Below are 15472 nucleotides of genomic sequence, written 5' to 3'. Positions count from 1 at the left end.
TGGGCAATGCGGACAAAAAAGTGGCGGTGCCCTGGAGCACCGCCGGTTGTTGCGTCAGTTGCGGCTCGGGAAGATGCCTTGCATCGCGATGATGAAGTTCACCGCAATGTAGGGGCTCAACACCGACGTCGGGATATTGCCGCCGGTCAGCGCAGCGGTGCCGGTCACGGTCACACCGCCGGTGAAGGTCACCGGCTGCGGCGCCAGGTCAACGCGGGGCAGCGGGTTGCCGTTGTTGTCCTTGCCGCTGTGGTACAGCTGGTAAGTGGTGCCGGCACCATCGTTGGGGATGCCCAGGCAGCCGCCGGCAATAGGTGCAACGCTGGTGGCATCGGCATTCACCACCTGTGCGGTGGAGGTTGCGGTGAGGGTGCTGTTGTTGGTCACCAACGACAGCAAGTGGGTGTGGGTCGGCAGGTTGCTGGTCAATTGGGTAACCGACTCGCTGCCACCTTTCTGCCCCATTTGGTAATTCGACAGGCCGGTGCCCTGGCCTTGGCCCACCGGCGTACGGCTGCGCAGGTCCGGCAGGCCGAAGGTACTTACGCCGTCACCACCAAACTGCGTGCCCAGGAGGGCGAACAGTGCGGTGTTCTGATTCAGCGGGACCAACTGGCCCTGACACAGCGCCCAGCCGTACGGGTTGAAGTTGAACCCTGCCATCCGGATTTCGCCCAGAAACGGATCAGCCATCAGACTCTTCCTTATGTTGATTTGCGTGGTTGGTTGAATTGCGAATCAGGGAGCCTCGTCAACCGCAACGCGGTTGCGGTGAATGACCGCTTCAAGCACATGGCGGCCGTCGGGTTCGGGCCGCACCGGACTCATCAGCAAGGTCCAGGGCTGCGCGCGGCCCGGGCCGAACAGATTGAAGGTGTCCTGGGGCAGCACCACACCATGCGGCAGGGCCACCGCCAGGGAATAGCACTCGTAGTCCTGGCTCATCGCCGTGCCATCGGTCACGCCCAGCAGGCTGACGTGCAAGCCCTGATCGTGGGCGATCTGCAGTACGAACCCTTCGGGATCGGCTTCGAGCAGTTCCTGGCGGCTGGGAATGGTGTCGTCGACGGCTTGGCTCATGAGACTTTCCTTGTGTCGGTGCGCGCGTCGCGGCGCAATTTCAGGTACACCCCCGAATCGCCGCAGACATGGAAGCCCAGCCGGCCATAAAGCCGCTGTGCCGGGTTGTAGGATTCAACGAAAAGTTCGACTTTCAGGCCCTGCTCATCTGCCCGTCGCAATTGCGCTTCTATCAGCGCGGAGCCAATGCCCCTGCCCTGGAATTCGGGAAGCAGGGTTATATCGATCAGATTGAGAGTGGTTGGCCCCCAGAACATATAAAGCCGGCCGATCGGCTGGCCCTGGAGTTCGATGATCAATAATTCCCCATCGGCATAATGGGCCTGATAGTAAGCATGCTGAGCATTGAACTGCTGTTTGAGAAAGGCGGCGATCTGCTGCGCCGGCCAGCCGCTACGGGACATCTCTTCGGCGCGTGAGCCGGCATACAGACGCTCGATAAACGCCATATCGTCCGGATGCAGGGCACGCAGGGTCACAGCAGGCATCGACATCTATGCAAACATCCCTGTTGAAATAACTTTGCGAGCTAACTTTTATTGTGACGGGTGTCACGCTTACTTGCATGGCGAATTGACAGCAGATTACCGCAACTGCCTTACAATCGCACTAATTAAAATCCACTTTCTCTTACACCGATCGCTGCCATACGTCGCCACGCGGCGCTAAGCAGCGACTCGCTCTTTCCATCCAGCACCACAATGCCGCGAAGCGGGTGCGATAGTTGTATCGGCGCACTGTCTTCGAGCACGAACTGGGTGCCGTAGTGCGCTTGCAGAGGCTGCGCCCTCTTCTCTTCGTCGCGGCGTATCGCGATGGGCCCCTGATGATCGGAGATCAGCGCTTCCTGGTCGATGGAGGCGACGCCGTTGGCGTCCACCGATTCCAGCGACACCGGCAGGGAATCGCGCAGTACGTCATCGGCGACGAAGTGCCCGGGGGTGCCCGGTGCCACCCGCCACAGGTCGGCTTCGGCCAGGTAACCGCGCAGGCGCAAGCCACCTTCGGCGACCTGGGCCAGCGGCATCTCGCTGCTGATCCAGCGGCCAGGCGCCAGGTTGTCCGCCAGGTCGCGCACCGTGCCGGCATGGGGCGCGCGCAGTACCAGGCGCTCGCGCTGGGCGGCCAGGCCGCGGTATTCGGCAACGGCCTCGGCCAGGCGTTGTTCGAGAATGCCACTGTCGGCGGCGGTTTCACTGCGCCCCGACTGACGCCGCAGTTGCAGCTGGAGAATCTCGATTTCACGTCGGCCGATGCCCATGCGCGCTTCAAGGTCGGGCGACTCCAGGGTCATCAACACCTGGTTGGCCTCGACCGGCTGCCCATCCTTGACCAGCACCTCGCGAATCCGCGCCGCTGCCGGCGCATGCAAGGCACTGAAACGGGACGCTTCGAGCATGGCCGGCACTTCCACGCCGCTGCGCCAAGGCACCACCAACACGGCCAGCAACAGGGCCAGGCCCGCTCCAAGCAACACCACCTTGCGCGGTTTGGCCTTGTCCCGGTGCTGCCACCAGTGCTGCCATTCGCGCCAGATCGGCAGGCCGATGAACCACACCAGCTCGACCATCATCAGGAAGATGCCAAGCACCTTGAAGAACAGGTGATAAACCGCCAGGGCGATACCGAAGAACAGCGCCGCCCGCCAGATCCATGAGGCGTAGCTCCAGCACAGCAGGCGCCGGCGCAGCGCCGGTGACCAGCGCTCGGGCATAGGTTCACCATAACCGAAAAGCTTCTCCCGCAGGTGCCAGCGGCCCAGGGCGAAACCACGCCCTTGCAGGTTATCCACGCCCCACAGGTCGCTGAGCAGGAAGTAGCCGTCGAAACGCATCAACGGGTTGACGTTGATCGCCAGGGTGGTGATCCAGGTGGCGCTGGCCAGCATGAAGGCTGCGGTGCGCCCCGCCCCGTCGGGCAGCAGCGACCAGGCCAGCAGGGCGATACAGGCCAGGATCAGCTCGGCCAGCACGCCCCCGGCGCCGATCAGCAGGCGGGTGCGCCGATCCTGCACGCGCCAGGCGTCGCTGACATCGGTGTAGAGCATCGGCAACAGGACCATGAACGCCACGCCCATGCTCGGCACCCGGCAGCCAGCGCGCTTGGCCATGTAGGCATGGCCGAATTCATGGCACAGCTTGGCAAAGCCCAGGGCGATGGCGAATGCCGCCATGCCGCCCAGGCTGAGCAGGTGCGGGAAGGTCGAAAGGAAGCGCTCCCAGTCACGCATTACCAGGAACAGGCCGAGCAGCAATACGCTGGGCAGACCGTAGCGCAACAGGTTGCCGCCGTGGCGCTCGAGCCAGGGCCAGGTGCGATTGAGAAAAGCGTCAGGGCGCCACAGCGGAATACGGAAAAACAGGTATTTATGCAGGATCTGGGTCCAGATGCCCTGGCGCTGGGCAGCGGCCTTGGGTGCGTAGCTCGCGCGTTGCTCGGCATCGGCGGCGCTGACCAGGTCATGACCACGCAGAAAGCGCAGCAGCTCTTCCACCGCCACGGCGGTCAGGGGCGCGCCCGGCTCGGCATTGGCCGCATTCAGCACCTGCTGCGGGTCACCGAGCGCCCAATGGCGCAGCAAGCGCATGGCCGGCGCGCCCAGCTTGAAATAGCGACCGCGCAAAGGGTCGGCCAGGGTCCATTGCGGCGCACCGTCGAGCCCCGGGGCCCCTGGCGAAAGCTGCAGGTCCGGGCGCAGCGCCGGCAACATCACAGGCCCACCGCCTGGCGCAGGGCCGCCAGCGGCCGGCGCAGCAGGTACAGGGCCAGCGGCGCCCGGTCACCGAAGACCTTGGCGGTCCCGCGCAGGCCGATACGTGGCGGCGCATCTTCGAAGCTCGCATCGAGGCGATAGGCGAGCTGCCCGGCCGGAGTGTTCTGGGCCTGGTAGGCAACACGGTCGAGCACGGCGTTGTGCCGGTTCAGTGGATCGCTGTCGAGGAACAGCGCGACTTCGGCGCCTTTCTCCAGGCCGATGGCATCGGCCACCGGCAACTCGATACGCAACTCGGCCTGGGCCGGATCGGCGATTTCCATCAGGCGTTCGCCGGTGCGCATCGGCTTGCCGATATAACGCTGGGCATCGGCGAATACTGCGATGCCCTCGCGTTCGGCACGTACCTCGGTACGCGCCAGCAGGTTGCGGGCGTAATCACGCTCGGCACGCTTCTGCTCGACCCGGGCAGCGAGCAGGTCAAGACGGGCACTGGAGTCGGCATCGGAAAAGGCACGCTGGGTGTTGGCCTTGAGTTCCGCCTCGGCCACGCCCAGGGTGCGTTCGGCCACATCGGCCTGGGCCCTGAGCGTGGTGGCATCGAAGCGCACCAGCACCTCGCCGGCCTTGACCGCCTGGTTCGGCTTGACGGTGAACTCGGCGACCACGCCATCCAGCGGAGCGGCCACCACCTGGCCGTTGCGCGGTGCCACTTCGGCCGGAGCCAGTACCGACTGGCGCACCGGCAGCAACAGCACCAGCAACAGCGCCGCCGCCAGCGCCCAGCGCGTGCGCGCCGGCCAGCGCAGACGCCATGGCTTGCCCGGCTGCAGGGCGCGCCAGGCGTGGCTGTAGCAGTCGCCAAGTTGCACCAGCAGGGCCTGCTCGGCATCGTTCCACGGCATGTCCCGGGCGAGCCAGAGCCCACCGAATACCTCGCCCTGCCGGTCTTTCAAGGGCAACCAGAACGCATGCGGCGCCGACAGCGCCTGCCAATCGTCGCGGCAGGCCTGGTCCAGGCTTTCTGGGGGCACCACGCCTGGCAGCGCGAAGCGTTCGCTGGCCGCAAGGCCCCTGGCGGCGCGCTCGATGAACACTACGAAGGGGGCGTTCGGCTCCACCGAACTGACCCCGGTCAGGGCGCGAACCTTGCCAGCGATCAGCAACGCGCCATGGCGATAGCCGAACAGCGCCTGGCTGTCATTGACCATGCTGAACGCCAGTTCCTCGACCGAAGGCGCAGACCGGGCCTGGCGCTCCAGCTTCAGGTAATGGGCCAGCAGTTGCTCTAGCGCACCCGGGACGGAAGCGTTCATTTGCGCTCCGCAAAGTGCGCAGTGCCGCTCATGCCGGACAGCAGGCCGGGAGTGCTGGCCGGGACACTGGCAATCAGCAGCAGGGTCTGGCTGCCTTCGTCGATGCGCGCGCCAAGACGCTTGATCACGGCATCGAAGGGCTGGCCGGTTTCATCGGGAACGAAGCTGAAGGTCTGCTCGGGCTTGAGCTTGCCCAGCCAGCTCGATGGCACCAGCAGATGGATTTCCAGGGAGCGGTTGTCGACGATTTCCAGCAATGCCGCACCGCTGGCCACGCTTTCATGGGCCTGGACCCGGCGTTGCACGACCTGACCATCGTAAGGCGCCTTGACCTGGCAACGCTGCACCTGCACCTGGTAGACCTGGGCTTCGGCCTGGGCCTGGGCCTGGCGGGCCTCGGCCAGGGACACTTCGAACTTGCCGACCGAGTTCAGCGCCGCCAGTTGCTGCTTGTTGCGCAGTTCTTCGCGGGTTGCGCGCACAGCGGCGGCCGAAGCGTTGGCCTGGGCCTGGTAGGCGCTGCAATCGAAGCGCACCAGCACGTCACCCTTCTTGAACGACTGGCCTTCACTGAAGGGGATTTCCGTGACCCGGCCGGACAGCTCGCTGGCCAGTACCGCCTGGGATCGGGCACGCAGCACGCCCCGCACTTCGGCTCCACCGCCGGAGGTCGCACCGTCGAGCAAGGGATCGCTTTCGGTCGCGGCTTGTGCCATTCCCGTCATCAGCGCCAACGCCGCCCACCACACCGCCTGCTTCATCTCGCTACGTCCCTGTCAAAGGTCTGGATCATTCAAATGGAGTATCGGCTGCAGTTCACAGAACGTGAACGCCGTCGGTCAGTACCGGACTGATTGCCTGCCGACCCGGAACGAGAAACGCGTCACAGAACGGCTACAAAAAAGTGGCCGGATGCTATCAATGTTTTCTTCGCGCCGGAAGCTCCGGGACCACGGCGCCTCAAGGGCGTCGCCGCAACAGATAGGTGTCCATGATCCAGCCCTTGCGCGCCCGCGCCTGCTCCCGCGCCGCGAGGATCTGCGCCTTGACCTCGGACAGCCGCCCGCTGATCAGGATTTCATCGGCCGTACCGACATACGCGCCCCAGTAAATATGCAGTTCGGGATCATCGATTCCGGCAAAGGCACAGTGGCCGTCGAGCATCACCACCAGGTTGTCGATGCGCGGCACCTGCGCCAGACGCCGCCCGGGAAGGATCTGCAGCGGCTCGCCAACCCGGTTGAGCGGTATGCGATGACGCGCAGCCAGTGCCTGCACGCTGCTGATACCGGGGATCACTTCGATGCTGAAGGACTGCTCGCCGATCAATTCGAGAACGCGCAGGGTGCTGTCGTAAAGCCCCGGCTCGCCCCACAGCAGGAATGCCCCGCACTCGCCCTCGCCCAGTTCCTCGGCGATCAGCCGGTCATAGAGGGCGGCACGCTGTCGGTGCCAGTCGTGTACGGCGCCGAGGTAATCGCTGGCCTCGCCATCGCGTTGTGGGTCGTCCACCTCAACCACGCGGCAGGGTTGGCTTGCCCATTGCGCCAGCAGCGCCTTGCGCAGGTGCAAGCGATCGTCATTGGCCTGATGCTTGTCGAGGACGAAGAACACGTCGGCGCGCTTCAGCGCATCGACGGCCTCAAGGGTGATTTGCCGCGGATTGCCCGGGCCGATGCCAATCAACAACAGCACTTTCATGGACAGGTTCCCCGGGCCGGAAGTCGCACTGCAAGTTAGTGGTTAAACACCATGGCGAACGGAACATATTCAACTTTCAAAGTTCCAAAACCAGGAATGTAAAAGTGTGCTGTTAGTCCACACCCCATTGGCTACACTGTCAACATGCTGTTATTGCAGCCACCCCCGTGGGCCGCTATTTACTGCTTATCTGCAGCGCGCCCGCCTTTGATAAAGGAGTGTTTCCGTGTCCAGACTTGCAGAGTTTCGCGCTGCCGAAAAAGCCCTCCAGGAACAGCTTGCACAGTTGGAGGCCATGAAAAAGGACGCCGGGCTGAAACGCGAGATCGAATTCGAACAGAAACTTCTCACCTTGATGAAGAACTACGACAAGGGTCTGCGCGATATCATTGCCCTGCTCGACCCGGCAGCGGCCGGCAAATCCGTTGCCCGCCCGGTAAAGACCCGCCGCGCGCGGGTGGTGAAGGTGTATGAAAACCCGCATACCGGTGAACTGATCGAGACCAAGGGTGGCAACCACCGCGGCCTGAAGGCCTGGAAAGAACAGTACGGGGCGAGCGAAGTCGACGGCTGGTTGCGCAAATGAGTTTTGCTTCACACATTTTTCACAAGCACAGGATCAGGATGAAGGCTGCTAAAGGATTAGCGCCCCATGCGCCCGCTCCGGCGGGCTTCTAATTCCGACGCCCCGTGGCCGCCACCACGGGGCGTTGTTGTTTGCGCAATGGATTCAGTTCCGTATCATGGCCGTCTGTCTTTCCGCTGGCGCCCCGGGCGCTGGCCTTCTGATGCGGAGTGCCCATGAGCCTGCAAGATCTCGACAACCTCCCCGGCGTCACCGCGCAACCCGATGCCGCCACCCACAATTTCGTCTTCAACCACACCATGCTGCGGGTCAAGGACGTCGCCAAATCCCTGGACTTCTATACCCGCGTGCTGGGTTTCAGCCTGGTGGAGAAGCGCGACTTCCCGGAAGCCGAGTTCAGCCTGTACTTCCTGGCCCTGGTCGACAAGGCGCAGATCCCGGCCGACGCGGCCAAGCGCACCGAGTGGATGAAATCGATCCCCGGCATTCTCGAACTGACCCATAACCACGGTACCGAGAACGACGCGGACTTTGCCTACCACAACGGCAACACCGACCCGCGCGGTTTCGGTCACATCTGCGTGTCCGTGCCGGATATCCGTGCCGCCTGCGAACGGTTCGAGCAACTGGGCGTGACCTTCCAGAAGCGCCTGAGCGATGGCCGCATGAAACACCTGGCGTTCATCAAGGACCCGGATGATTACTGGGTCGAAATCATCCAGCCGACCGAATTCTGATTCGGCTCCGGAAATGAAAAATGCCGCGGATAGTCCGCGGCATTTTTATTTATACCCTTCCCTTCTGGGCCAGCTCCCACAAGGTTCAGCAGTGTTCTTGAGTGATTACTGTGCCCGCCAGGCCGCCACCAGGGCTTCCTTGCGCCCACGAGTCGCCAGGCAGTAGTACAGCGGCACCGTAACAACCAACCCCACCAGCCACGACAGGTCCGCTCCCTCGACCAGGTTGGCATAGGGCCCGACATACAGCGACGTGTTGGCAAACGGCAGTTGCACCATGATCCCGCAGGCATAGGCGATGATCGCGTGCAGGTTGAAGCGCCCGTAGATCCCGCCATCCGCCGCGAAGATCGACTTGATGTCGTAGTGGCCGCGCTTGACCAGGTAGAAGTCGATGATGTTGATCGACGCCCAGGGTACCAGCACCAGCAGCAGCGCCAGGATCAGGCCGATGAAATGGCCGATGAAGTCCGCCGTGGCGCCCAGGGCGGTCAGGCAGCAGCCCAGCAGGATCACGCCGGCCAGCAGCACGCGCACCTTGATGCTTGGGGTCCAGTTGGCGGCGAAGGTCTGGATCGAGGTGACGATCGACAGCACCGCACCATACAGGTTGAGCGCGTTGTGGCTGATGATGTTGAGCAGGAACAGCACCATCAGGATCGGGCCGAGCCAGCCGGTGGCCTGTTTCACCGCATCCATCGCCTCGGTACCTTCAGGCACCAGCAGCACGGCAATGGCGCCGAAGCTGAAACACAGGATGGTACCCAGGGTCGCGCCGAAATAGGTGGCCCAGAAGGGTTTGCCGATCCCCACTTCACGCGGCAGGTAACGCGAGTAGTCCGAGGTATAGGGCGAGAAGCTGATCTGCCAGATCACGCCCAGGGACACCGTGGCGATCCAGCCGGACAGGTTGAAGCCGCCGCGGCTGAAGAAGTCCGCCGGCAGGTCCTGGGCGAACATCATGATGAAGCCAGCCAGCAGCGCCGTACCCATTACCCAGGTGCCGATGCGGTTCAGGGTGTGGATGAAGCGGTAGCCAATCACGCCGATGGCCGTGGCGCTGAGGGCACCGATAATGATCGACACCGGCATCGGTACGCTCGGGGCGATGCCATGGATCGACTTGCCCGCCAGGACGATGTTGGAAATGAAGAAGCCGACGTAGATCAACGCGGTAAAGAACACGATCAGCAGCGCGCCATAACGGCCGAACTGCCCGCGGCTCTGCACCATCTGCGGAATGCCCAGCTGCGGCCCTTGCGCCGAGGCCAGGGCGATGACGATACCGCCAAGCAAATGGCCAAGGACGATGGCGACCAGGCCCCACAGCAGGTCGAGGTGGAACACCTGGACCACCATGGCCCCGGTGACGATGGGCAATGGCGCGATATTGGTGCTGAACCACAGCGTGAACAGATCACGCGCCTTCCCATGGCGCTCTGCTGGCGGTACGTAATCGACCGTATGGTTTTCGATCAACTGGTGTTGCGAAGACGACTGGGACATGGGCAAAAGCTCGAAAGGTTCCGTTTTTATCTTTGTAGGAAACCACTTGCGGCACGCTGCAAGCGGCGTCGAAGCTGAAGACCATATTATGGTATTCCAAGCTTTTGACAACACTGATTCGTCCTTTTGCCGACCAACTGATCTGCTTTTGGTCGCCTCGCTTTCTCCCCTCCATAGGCGCGAGCCCGCGTATTCATTGGGCATTGACCTGAATCAACGCGTTCGTCAGGGCCGGAAAAATCCTCTTGCAAATTAGGTATTACGGTATACCATCAGACACATCAACGATAAAAATGCGGGCACACCGCTGCATCACGAGGATCACGCCATGATCGACGCAACCGTCTACAAGAACGTCCTGGGCTCCTTCCCGTCCGGCGTTACCGTCATCACCACCCTGGACGAGGACGGTCAGATCGTCGGCCTCACCGCCAGCGCCTTCAGCTCGCTGTCCATGGACCCGCCGCTGGTGCTGTTCTGCCCCAACTACAGTTCCGACTCCTACCCGGTGCTGATGCGCAGCAAGAAATTCGCCATCCACCTGCTCTCCGGCCAGCAACAGGCCGAAGCCTATGCCTTTGCCAAAAAAGGCAAGGACAAGGCCCAGGGCATCGAGTGGACCCTGAGCGCACTGGGCAACCCCCTGCTGGCCAACGCCACGGCGATCATCGAATGCGAACTGTGGCGCGAATATGAAGGTGGCGACCACGCCATCATGGTCGGCGCGGTAAAAAACCTGATCGTCCCGGCCGAAGCGCCAAGCCCGCTGGTCTACTGCCGCGGCAAGATGGCCAGCCTGCCAGCCTTCGCCTGAGCCCCTATTCTTCTGAATGCGCCCGCCTGATCCGATGGGCGCCCGATAACAAGCGCCGAGGAAACGCCTCATGAAATTTTCGTTGTTCGTGCACATGGAACGCTGGGATGAACAGGTCAGCCACCAGCAACTGTTCGAAGACCTGACCGAGCTGACCCTGATGGCCGAGAAAGGCGGGTTCAGCACCGTGTGGATCGGCGAACACCATGCAATGGAATACACCATCTCGCCCAGCCCGATGCCGCTGCTGGCCTACCTGGCCGCACGCACCGAGACCATCCACCTCGGCGCCGGCACCATCATCGCGCCGTTCTGGCACCCGATCCGCGTCGCCGGCGAATGCGCACTGCTCGACGTGATCAGCAATGGCCGGATGGAAGTCGGCCTGGCCCGCGGTGCATACCAGTTCGAATTCGACCGCATGGCCAATGGCATGCCGGCTTCCGAAGGCGGCGCAGCGCTGCGCGAAATGGTTCCGGCGGTACGCGCGCTTTGGCAGGGCGACTATGCCCATGACGGCGACATCTGGAAATTCCCGACCTCCACCTCCGTGCCCAAGCCGGTACAGAAACCCATGCCGCCGATGTGGATCGCCGCCCGCGACCCGGACTCGCACAACTTCGCGGTTAAGAACGGCTGCAACGTGATGGTCACCCCGCTGATGAAGGGCGACGAGGAAGTGGTCGACCTGAAGAACAAGTTCGAAGCGGCCCTGGCCAACAACCCGGATGTGCCACGCCCGCAACTGATGGTCCTGCGCCACACTCACGTGCATGCCGAAGACGACCCGCAAGGCTGGAAGATCGGCGCCCAGGCGATCAACCGCTTCTACCGCACCTTCGACGCCTGGTTCGGCAACAAGCAGACCCCGGAGAACGGTTTCCTCGCGCCGAGCCCTGAGTCCAAGTTCGCCGGGCGTCCGGAGTTCGAACTGGAAAGCCTGCACAAGACCGCGATGATCGGTACCCCGCAGCAGGTGATCGAGCGCATCCGCTACTACCAGGAACTGGGCGTCGACGAGTTCAGTTTCTGGTGCGACAACAGCCTGCCGCATGAAGAAAAGCGCAAGTCGCTGGAGCTGTTCATCAAGGAAGTCGTACCGGCGTTTCGCTGAGTCATGACGTTCGTCAACTGAACAAACCTCACTAGAAGCCTTGACGCCTCATCTGTGGGAGCGGGTTTACCCGCGATTGCGATGGTGAATTCACCGACGCTATCGCGGGTGAACCCGCTCCCACACGGTCACCACAACCCCCACTGCGCATCCCCCTGCAACCACTTATCCCCTCCCCCGCAGAAATTTCCTGCCACCCTCTTGCACATCAAATATTATGGTATACCATCAGACAACAAGACCTGAACACACTCCACAGGAGCCCCGCCCCATGAGTTTCGAAATCCGCAAGATCGTCACCTACTCCGAAGAAACCCGCATCGAAGGCGGCAAGGCCACCGACAAGCCGGTGACCATGGTCGGCCTGGCCGTGGTGATCAAGAACCCATGGGCCGGGCGTGGCTTCGTCGAAGACCTCAAGCCGGAAATCCGTGCCAACTGCTCCGACCTCGGTGCTCTGATGGTCGAGCGCCTGACCGCCGCCATCGGCGGTGCCGACAGGATCGAGGCCTACGGTAAGGCCGCAGTGGTGGGCGCCGACGGCGAGATCGAGCACGCGTCGGCGGTGATCCACACCCTGCGCTTCGGCAACCATTACCGCGAAGCGGTCCAGGCCAAGAGCTACCTGAGCTTCACCAACAAGCGCGGCGGCCCGGGTACCTCGATCCAGATCCCGATGATGCAGAAGGACGACGAAGGCCTGCGCTCGCACTACATCACCCTGGAAATGCAGATCGAAGACGCCCCGCGTGCCGACGAGATCGTCGTGGTCCTCGGCGCTTCCGACGGTGGCCGCCTGCACCCGCGCATCGGCAACCGCTACATCGACCTGGAAGAACTGGCCGCTGAAAAAAACCAATAACAATACCGTCCACCGGGCCGGCGCGTGGGCCGCACCACGCCCGACCCTGAAGGAGCGCCCCACCATGATTCAGCCTGTCGCTGAACGTACACCTGCCGGCACCAGCTACCTGGCCACCGGCCAGGGTCAACCCGTGGTACTGATCCACGGCGTGGGCCTGAACAAAGAAATGTGGGGCGGACAGTTCGTCGGCCTCGCCAACGACTACCGTGTCATCGCCTACGACATGCTCGGCCACGGCCAGAGCCCGCGCCCCCAGCCGGGTACCGACCTGCAGGGGTATGCCGAACAACTGGCGGAACTGCTCGATCATCTGCAGATCGCCCAGGCCACGGTAATCGGCTTTTCCATGGGCGGCCTGGTCGCCCGCGCCTTCGCCCTGCACTTCCCGCAACGCCTGGCGGCGCTGGTGGTGCTCAACAGCGTCTTCAACCGCAGCCCCGAGCAGAGCGCCGGGGTTATCGCCCGTGCCGCCCAGGCGGCCGAACACGGCCCCGATGCCAATGCCGAAGCGGCCTTGGCGCGCTGGTTCAGCCGCGAGTACCAGGCCGCCAACCCGGCCCAGGTCGCAGCCATCCGCCAGACCCTGGCCAGCAACGACCCGCAAGGCTACCTGACCACCTACGAGCTGTTCGCCACCCAGGACATGTACCGCGCCGACGACCTGGGCAGCATCCAGGTGCCGACCCTGATCGCCACCGGCGAGCACGACCTCGGCTCGACCCCGAGCATGACCCGGGAACTGGCTGCGCGCATTCCCGGCGCGCAAAGCGTGGTCCTGGCCGAGCAGCGGCATATGATGGCGGTGGAGTCGCCGCGCCTGGTCAACCAGATGCTGCTGGACTTCCTCGGGCACGCCCGCACTCTCTCCGATTCAGCCAAGGGGATCGTTGCATGACTCTCACCCATTTCCAGATGTGCATCGACGGCCAGTGGCTCGATGCCCAAAGCGGCCAGACCTTCGACAGCCTCGACCCGGCCACCGCGCAAGCCTGGGCAACCTTGCCCGACGCCGCCGAAGCCGATGTCGAACTGGCCGTGCAGGCCGCGCAGAAGGCCTTCGACAGCAAGGCCTGGCGTGGCCTCACTGCCACCGCCCGGGGCAAGCTGCTGCGCCGCCTCGGCGACCTGATCGCCGAGAACAAGGAGCGCCTGGCCCAACTGGAAAGCCGCGATAACGGCAAGCTGATCCGCGAAACCCGCGGCCAGGTCGGCTACCTGCCGGAGTTTTTCCATTACACCGCGGGCCTTGCCGACAAGCTCGAAGGCGGCACCCTGCCCCTCGACAAGCCGGACCTGTTCGCCTACACGGTGCATGAACCGATCGGCGTGGTCGCTGCGATCATTCCGTGGAACAGCCCGCTGTACCTGACCGCGATCAAGCTGGCCCCGGCACTGGCCGCCGGCAACACCATCGTGATCAAGCCGTCCGAGCACGCCTCGGCAACCATCCTCGAACTGGCCCGCCTGGCCCTCGAGGCCGGCTTCCCGGCCGGTGTGGTCAACGTGGTCACCGGCTACGGCCCGAGCACCGGCGCGGCGCTGACCCGCCACCCGCTGGTGCGCAAGATCGCCTTCACCGGCGGCGCCGCCACGGCGCGCCACGTGGTACGCAGCAGTGCCGAGAACTTCGCCAAGCTGTCGCTGGAACTGGGCGGCAAGTCGCCGAACATCATCTTCGCCGACGCCGACCTCGACAGCGCCATCAACGGCGCCGTGGCCGGCATCTATGCCGCCTCCGGGCAGAGCTGCGTGGCCGGTTCGCGCCTGCTGGTGCAGGACGACATCTTCGACGCGTTCGTCGAGCGCCTGATCGAACGCGCCAGGCGCATCCGCATCGGCAACCCGCAGGACGAAAGCAGCGAGATGGGCCCGATGGCCACCGCCCAGCAACTGGCAGTGGTCGAGGGCCTGGTCGCCGCTGCCACGGCCGAGGGCGCGCGCCTGCGCATGGGCGGCAAGCGCGCCGAGGTCGAGGGTGACGGCTGGTTCTACGAGCCGACCCTGTTCGAGTGCGACAGCAATTCGATGAAGATCATGCAGGAAGAGGTGTTCGGTCCGGTCGCGGCGGTGATCCGCTTCAAGACCGAGGAAGAGGCCCTGGCGATCGCCAACGACTCGCAGTTCGGCCTCGCCGCCGGCATCTGGACCCGCGATCTGGGCCGTGCCCACCGCCTGGCCCGGGACGTGCGCTCGGGGATCATCTGGGTCAACACCTACCGCGCGGTGTCTGCCATGGCGCCAATCGGTGGTTTCAAGAACAGTGGCTATGGCCGCGAAAGCGGCATCGACTCGGTGCTGGCCTACACGGAACTGAAAACGGTCTGGATCAACCTCTCGACCGCGCCCATGCCCGACCCCTTCGTGATGCGCTGAGAGGTGAACTGAAATGATCGAACCCGGCATCTACAAAGACGTGATGGGCTCCTTTCCGTCCGGCGTGACCGTCGTCACCACGCTGGATGCCGAAGGTGGCATCGTCGGCATCACCGCCAGCGCCTTCAGCGCGCTGTCGATCGAACCGGCGCTGGTGCTGTTCTGCCCCAACTACGCCTCCGACACCTACCCGATCCTGCGTGACAGCAAGCGCTTTGCCATTCACCTGCTGGCCGCTGGCCAGACCGCCGAAGCCTACGCCTTCGCCGGCAAGGGCAAGGACAAGGCCAAAGGCATCGAATGGAGCCTCAGCGCCCTGGGCAACCCGGTGCTGGCCAACGCCACGGCGGTGATCGAATGCGAACTCTGGCGCGAATACGATGGCGGTGACCACGCGATCATCGTCGGCGAAGTGAAGAACCTGATCCTTCCCGAGCAGCCAGTGACGCCGATGATCTACCACAAGGGCAAGCTGGGCGCCCTGCCGAACCTGGGCTAGTCCTGAGGACTTCATCGCGGGTGAACCCGCTCCCACATTGACCGCGTAACCCTGTGGGAGCGGGTTCACCCGCGATAGGGCCCGAACGGTCAACCAAGCTTTCAGGGGTGTCGCCTGGCAACCACTCACCTTCGGTTTGCGGCACCCCGTTTTTCTTCAGCATGCAGG

At 63.6% G+C, this 15472-nt stretch carries 16 protein-coding genes; 8 read left to right on the top strand and 8 right to left on the bottom strand.

Annotated elements, in window-relative coordinates; translation table 11 throughout:
• Nucleotides 1-54: 54 nt before the first annotated feature.
• The 7 genes from ACKLLE_RS20010 to cobF form a co-directional block, all read right to left on the bottom strand.
• On the bottom strand, nucleotides 55-693 hold the full coding sequence (locus ACKLLE_RS20010) for a phage tail protein (RefSeq protein ID WP_064304116.1): 639 nt from the start codon (nucleotides 691-693) through the stop codon (nucleotides 55-57).
• Nucleotides 694-738: 45 nt separating this feature from the next.
• Nucleotides 739-1080, bottom strand: coding sequence for a hypothetical protein (locus ACKLLE_RS20005; protein WP_064304115.1), 342 nt, complete (start codon nucleotides 1078-1080; stop codon nucleotides 739-741).
• On the bottom strand, nucleotides 1077-1574 hold the full coding sequence (locus ACKLLE_RS20000) for a GNAT family N-acetyltransferase (protein ID WP_420058857.1): 498 nt from the start codon (nucleotides 1572-1574) through the stop codon (nucleotides 1077-1079). The genes ACKLLE_RS20005 and ACKLLE_RS20000 overlap by 4 nt, the downstream gene beginning before the upstream one ends.
• 119 nt (nucleotides 1575-1693) lie before the next feature.
• Nucleotides 1694-3793 (bottom strand): site-2 protease family protein, encoded by a 2100-nt coding sequence (locus ACKLLE_RS19995; RefSeq protein ID WP_420058856.1) that lies wholly within the window; start codon nucleotides 3791-3793, stop codon nucleotides 1694-1696.
• Nucleotides 3790-5109 (bottom strand): efflux RND transporter periplasmic adaptor subunit, encoded by a 1320-nt coding sequence (locus ACKLLE_RS19990; protein WP_420058855.1) that lies wholly within the window; start codon nucleotides 5107-5109, stop codon nucleotides 3790-3792. The genes ACKLLE_RS19995 and ACKLLE_RS19990 overlap by 4 nt, the downstream gene beginning before the upstream one ends.
• Entirely contained in the window at nucleotides 5106-5870 is a 765-nt protein-coding gene (locus ACKLLE_RS19985; protein WP_420058854.1) for an efflux RND transporter periplasmic adaptor subunit, read from the bottom strand. Before ACKLLE_RS19985 ends, ACKLLE_RS19990 begins: the two co-directional genes overlap by 4 nt.
• A gap of 199 nt (nucleotides 5871-6069) precedes the next feature.
• Nucleotides 6070-6810, bottom strand: a complete 741-nt coding sequence (gene cobF / locus ACKLLE_RS19980; RefSeq protein ID WP_420058853.1) for a precorrin-6A synthase (deacetylating) — start codon at nucleotides 6808-6810, stop codon at nucleotides 6070-6072.
• Between the two features lie 226 nt (nucleotides 6811-7036).
• Here cobF and ACKLLE_RS19975 point away from each other — a divergent pair, with 226 nt between their 5' ends.
• Both ACKLLE_RS19975 and gloA read left to right on the top strand, forming a co-directional pair.
• Complete coding sequence (locus ACKLLE_RS19975; protein ID WP_009402667.1) at nucleotides 7037-7396, top strand: histone-like nucleoid-structuring protein, MvaT/MvaU family; 360 nt, start codon at nucleotides 7037-7039, stop codon at nucleotides 7394-7396.
• 215 nt (nucleotides 7397-7611) lie between these two features.
• Nucleotides 7612-8133: a lactoylglutathione lyase gene (gene gloA / locus ACKLLE_RS19970; RefSeq protein ID WP_009402669.1), complete on the top strand. Its 522-nt coding sequence runs from the start codon at nucleotides 7612-7614 to the stop codon at nucleotides 8131-8133.
• Between the two features lie 105 nt (nucleotides 8134-8238).
• Here the strand turns inward: gloA and ACKLLE_RS19965 are convergent, their stop codons facing one another.
• Nucleotides 8239-9639, bottom strand: a complete 1401-nt coding sequence (locus tag ACKLLE_RS19965) for a purine-cytosine permease family protein (protein ID WP_420058852.1) — start codon at nucleotides 9637-9639, stop codon at nucleotides 8239-8241.
• Nucleotides 9640-9967: 328 nt separating this feature from the next.
• Between ACKLLE_RS19965 and ACKLLE_RS19960 the strand changes: the two genes are divergently transcribed.
• From ACKLLE_RS19960 to ACKLLE_RS19935, 6 genes are all read left to right on the top strand, one after another.
• Entirely contained in the window at nucleotides 9968-10453 is a 486-nt protein-coding gene (locus tag ACKLLE_RS19960; RefSeq protein ID WP_420058851.1) for a flavin reductase family protein, read from the top strand.
• Between the two features lie 70 nt (nucleotides 10454-10523).
• On the top strand, nucleotides 10524-11567 hold the full coding sequence (locus ACKLLE_RS19955) for an LLM class flavin-dependent oxidoreductase (protein ID WP_009402675.1): 1044 nt from the start codon (nucleotides 10524-10526) through the stop codon (nucleotides 11565-11567).
• A gap of 271 nt (nucleotides 11568-11838) precedes the next feature.
• On the top strand, nucleotides 11839-12429 hold the full coding sequence (locus ACKLLE_RS19950; protein WP_420058850.1) for an amino acid synthesis family protein: 591 nt from the start codon (nucleotides 11839-11841) through the stop codon (nucleotides 12427-12429).
• Between the two features lie 64 nt (nucleotides 12430-12493).
• Entirely contained in the window at nucleotides 12494-13327 is an 834-nt protein-coding gene (locus ACKLLE_RS19945) for an alpha/beta fold hydrolase (protein ID WP_064304106.1), read from the top strand.
• Nucleotides 13324-14805: an aldehyde dehydrogenase gene (locus tag ACKLLE_RS19940; protein WP_064304105.1), complete on the top strand. Its 1482-nt coding sequence runs from the start codon at nucleotides 13324-13326 to the stop codon at nucleotides 14803-14805. The genes ACKLLE_RS19945 and ACKLLE_RS19940 overlap by 4 nt, the downstream gene beginning before the upstream one ends.
• 13 nt (nucleotides 14806-14818) lie before the next feature.
• Nucleotides 14819-15304, top strand: a complete 486-nt coding sequence (locus ACKLLE_RS19935) for a flavin reductase family protein (protein ID WP_064304104.1) — start codon at nucleotides 14819-14821, stop codon at nucleotides 15302-15304.
• The last annotated feature ends 168 nt before the right edge of the window (nucleotides 15305-15472 follow it).

Origin of the sequence: Pseudomonas bharatica (assembly GCF_048586865.1) — a bacterium.
GTDB classification, from domain to species: Bacteria; Pseudomonadota; Gammaproteobacteria; order Pseudomonadales; family Pseudomonadaceae; genus Aquipseudomonas; species Aquipseudomonas bharatica.
Note: the sequence above shows the minus strand (reverse complement) of the source record. Positions and strands in the feature narration are given on the sequence as shown.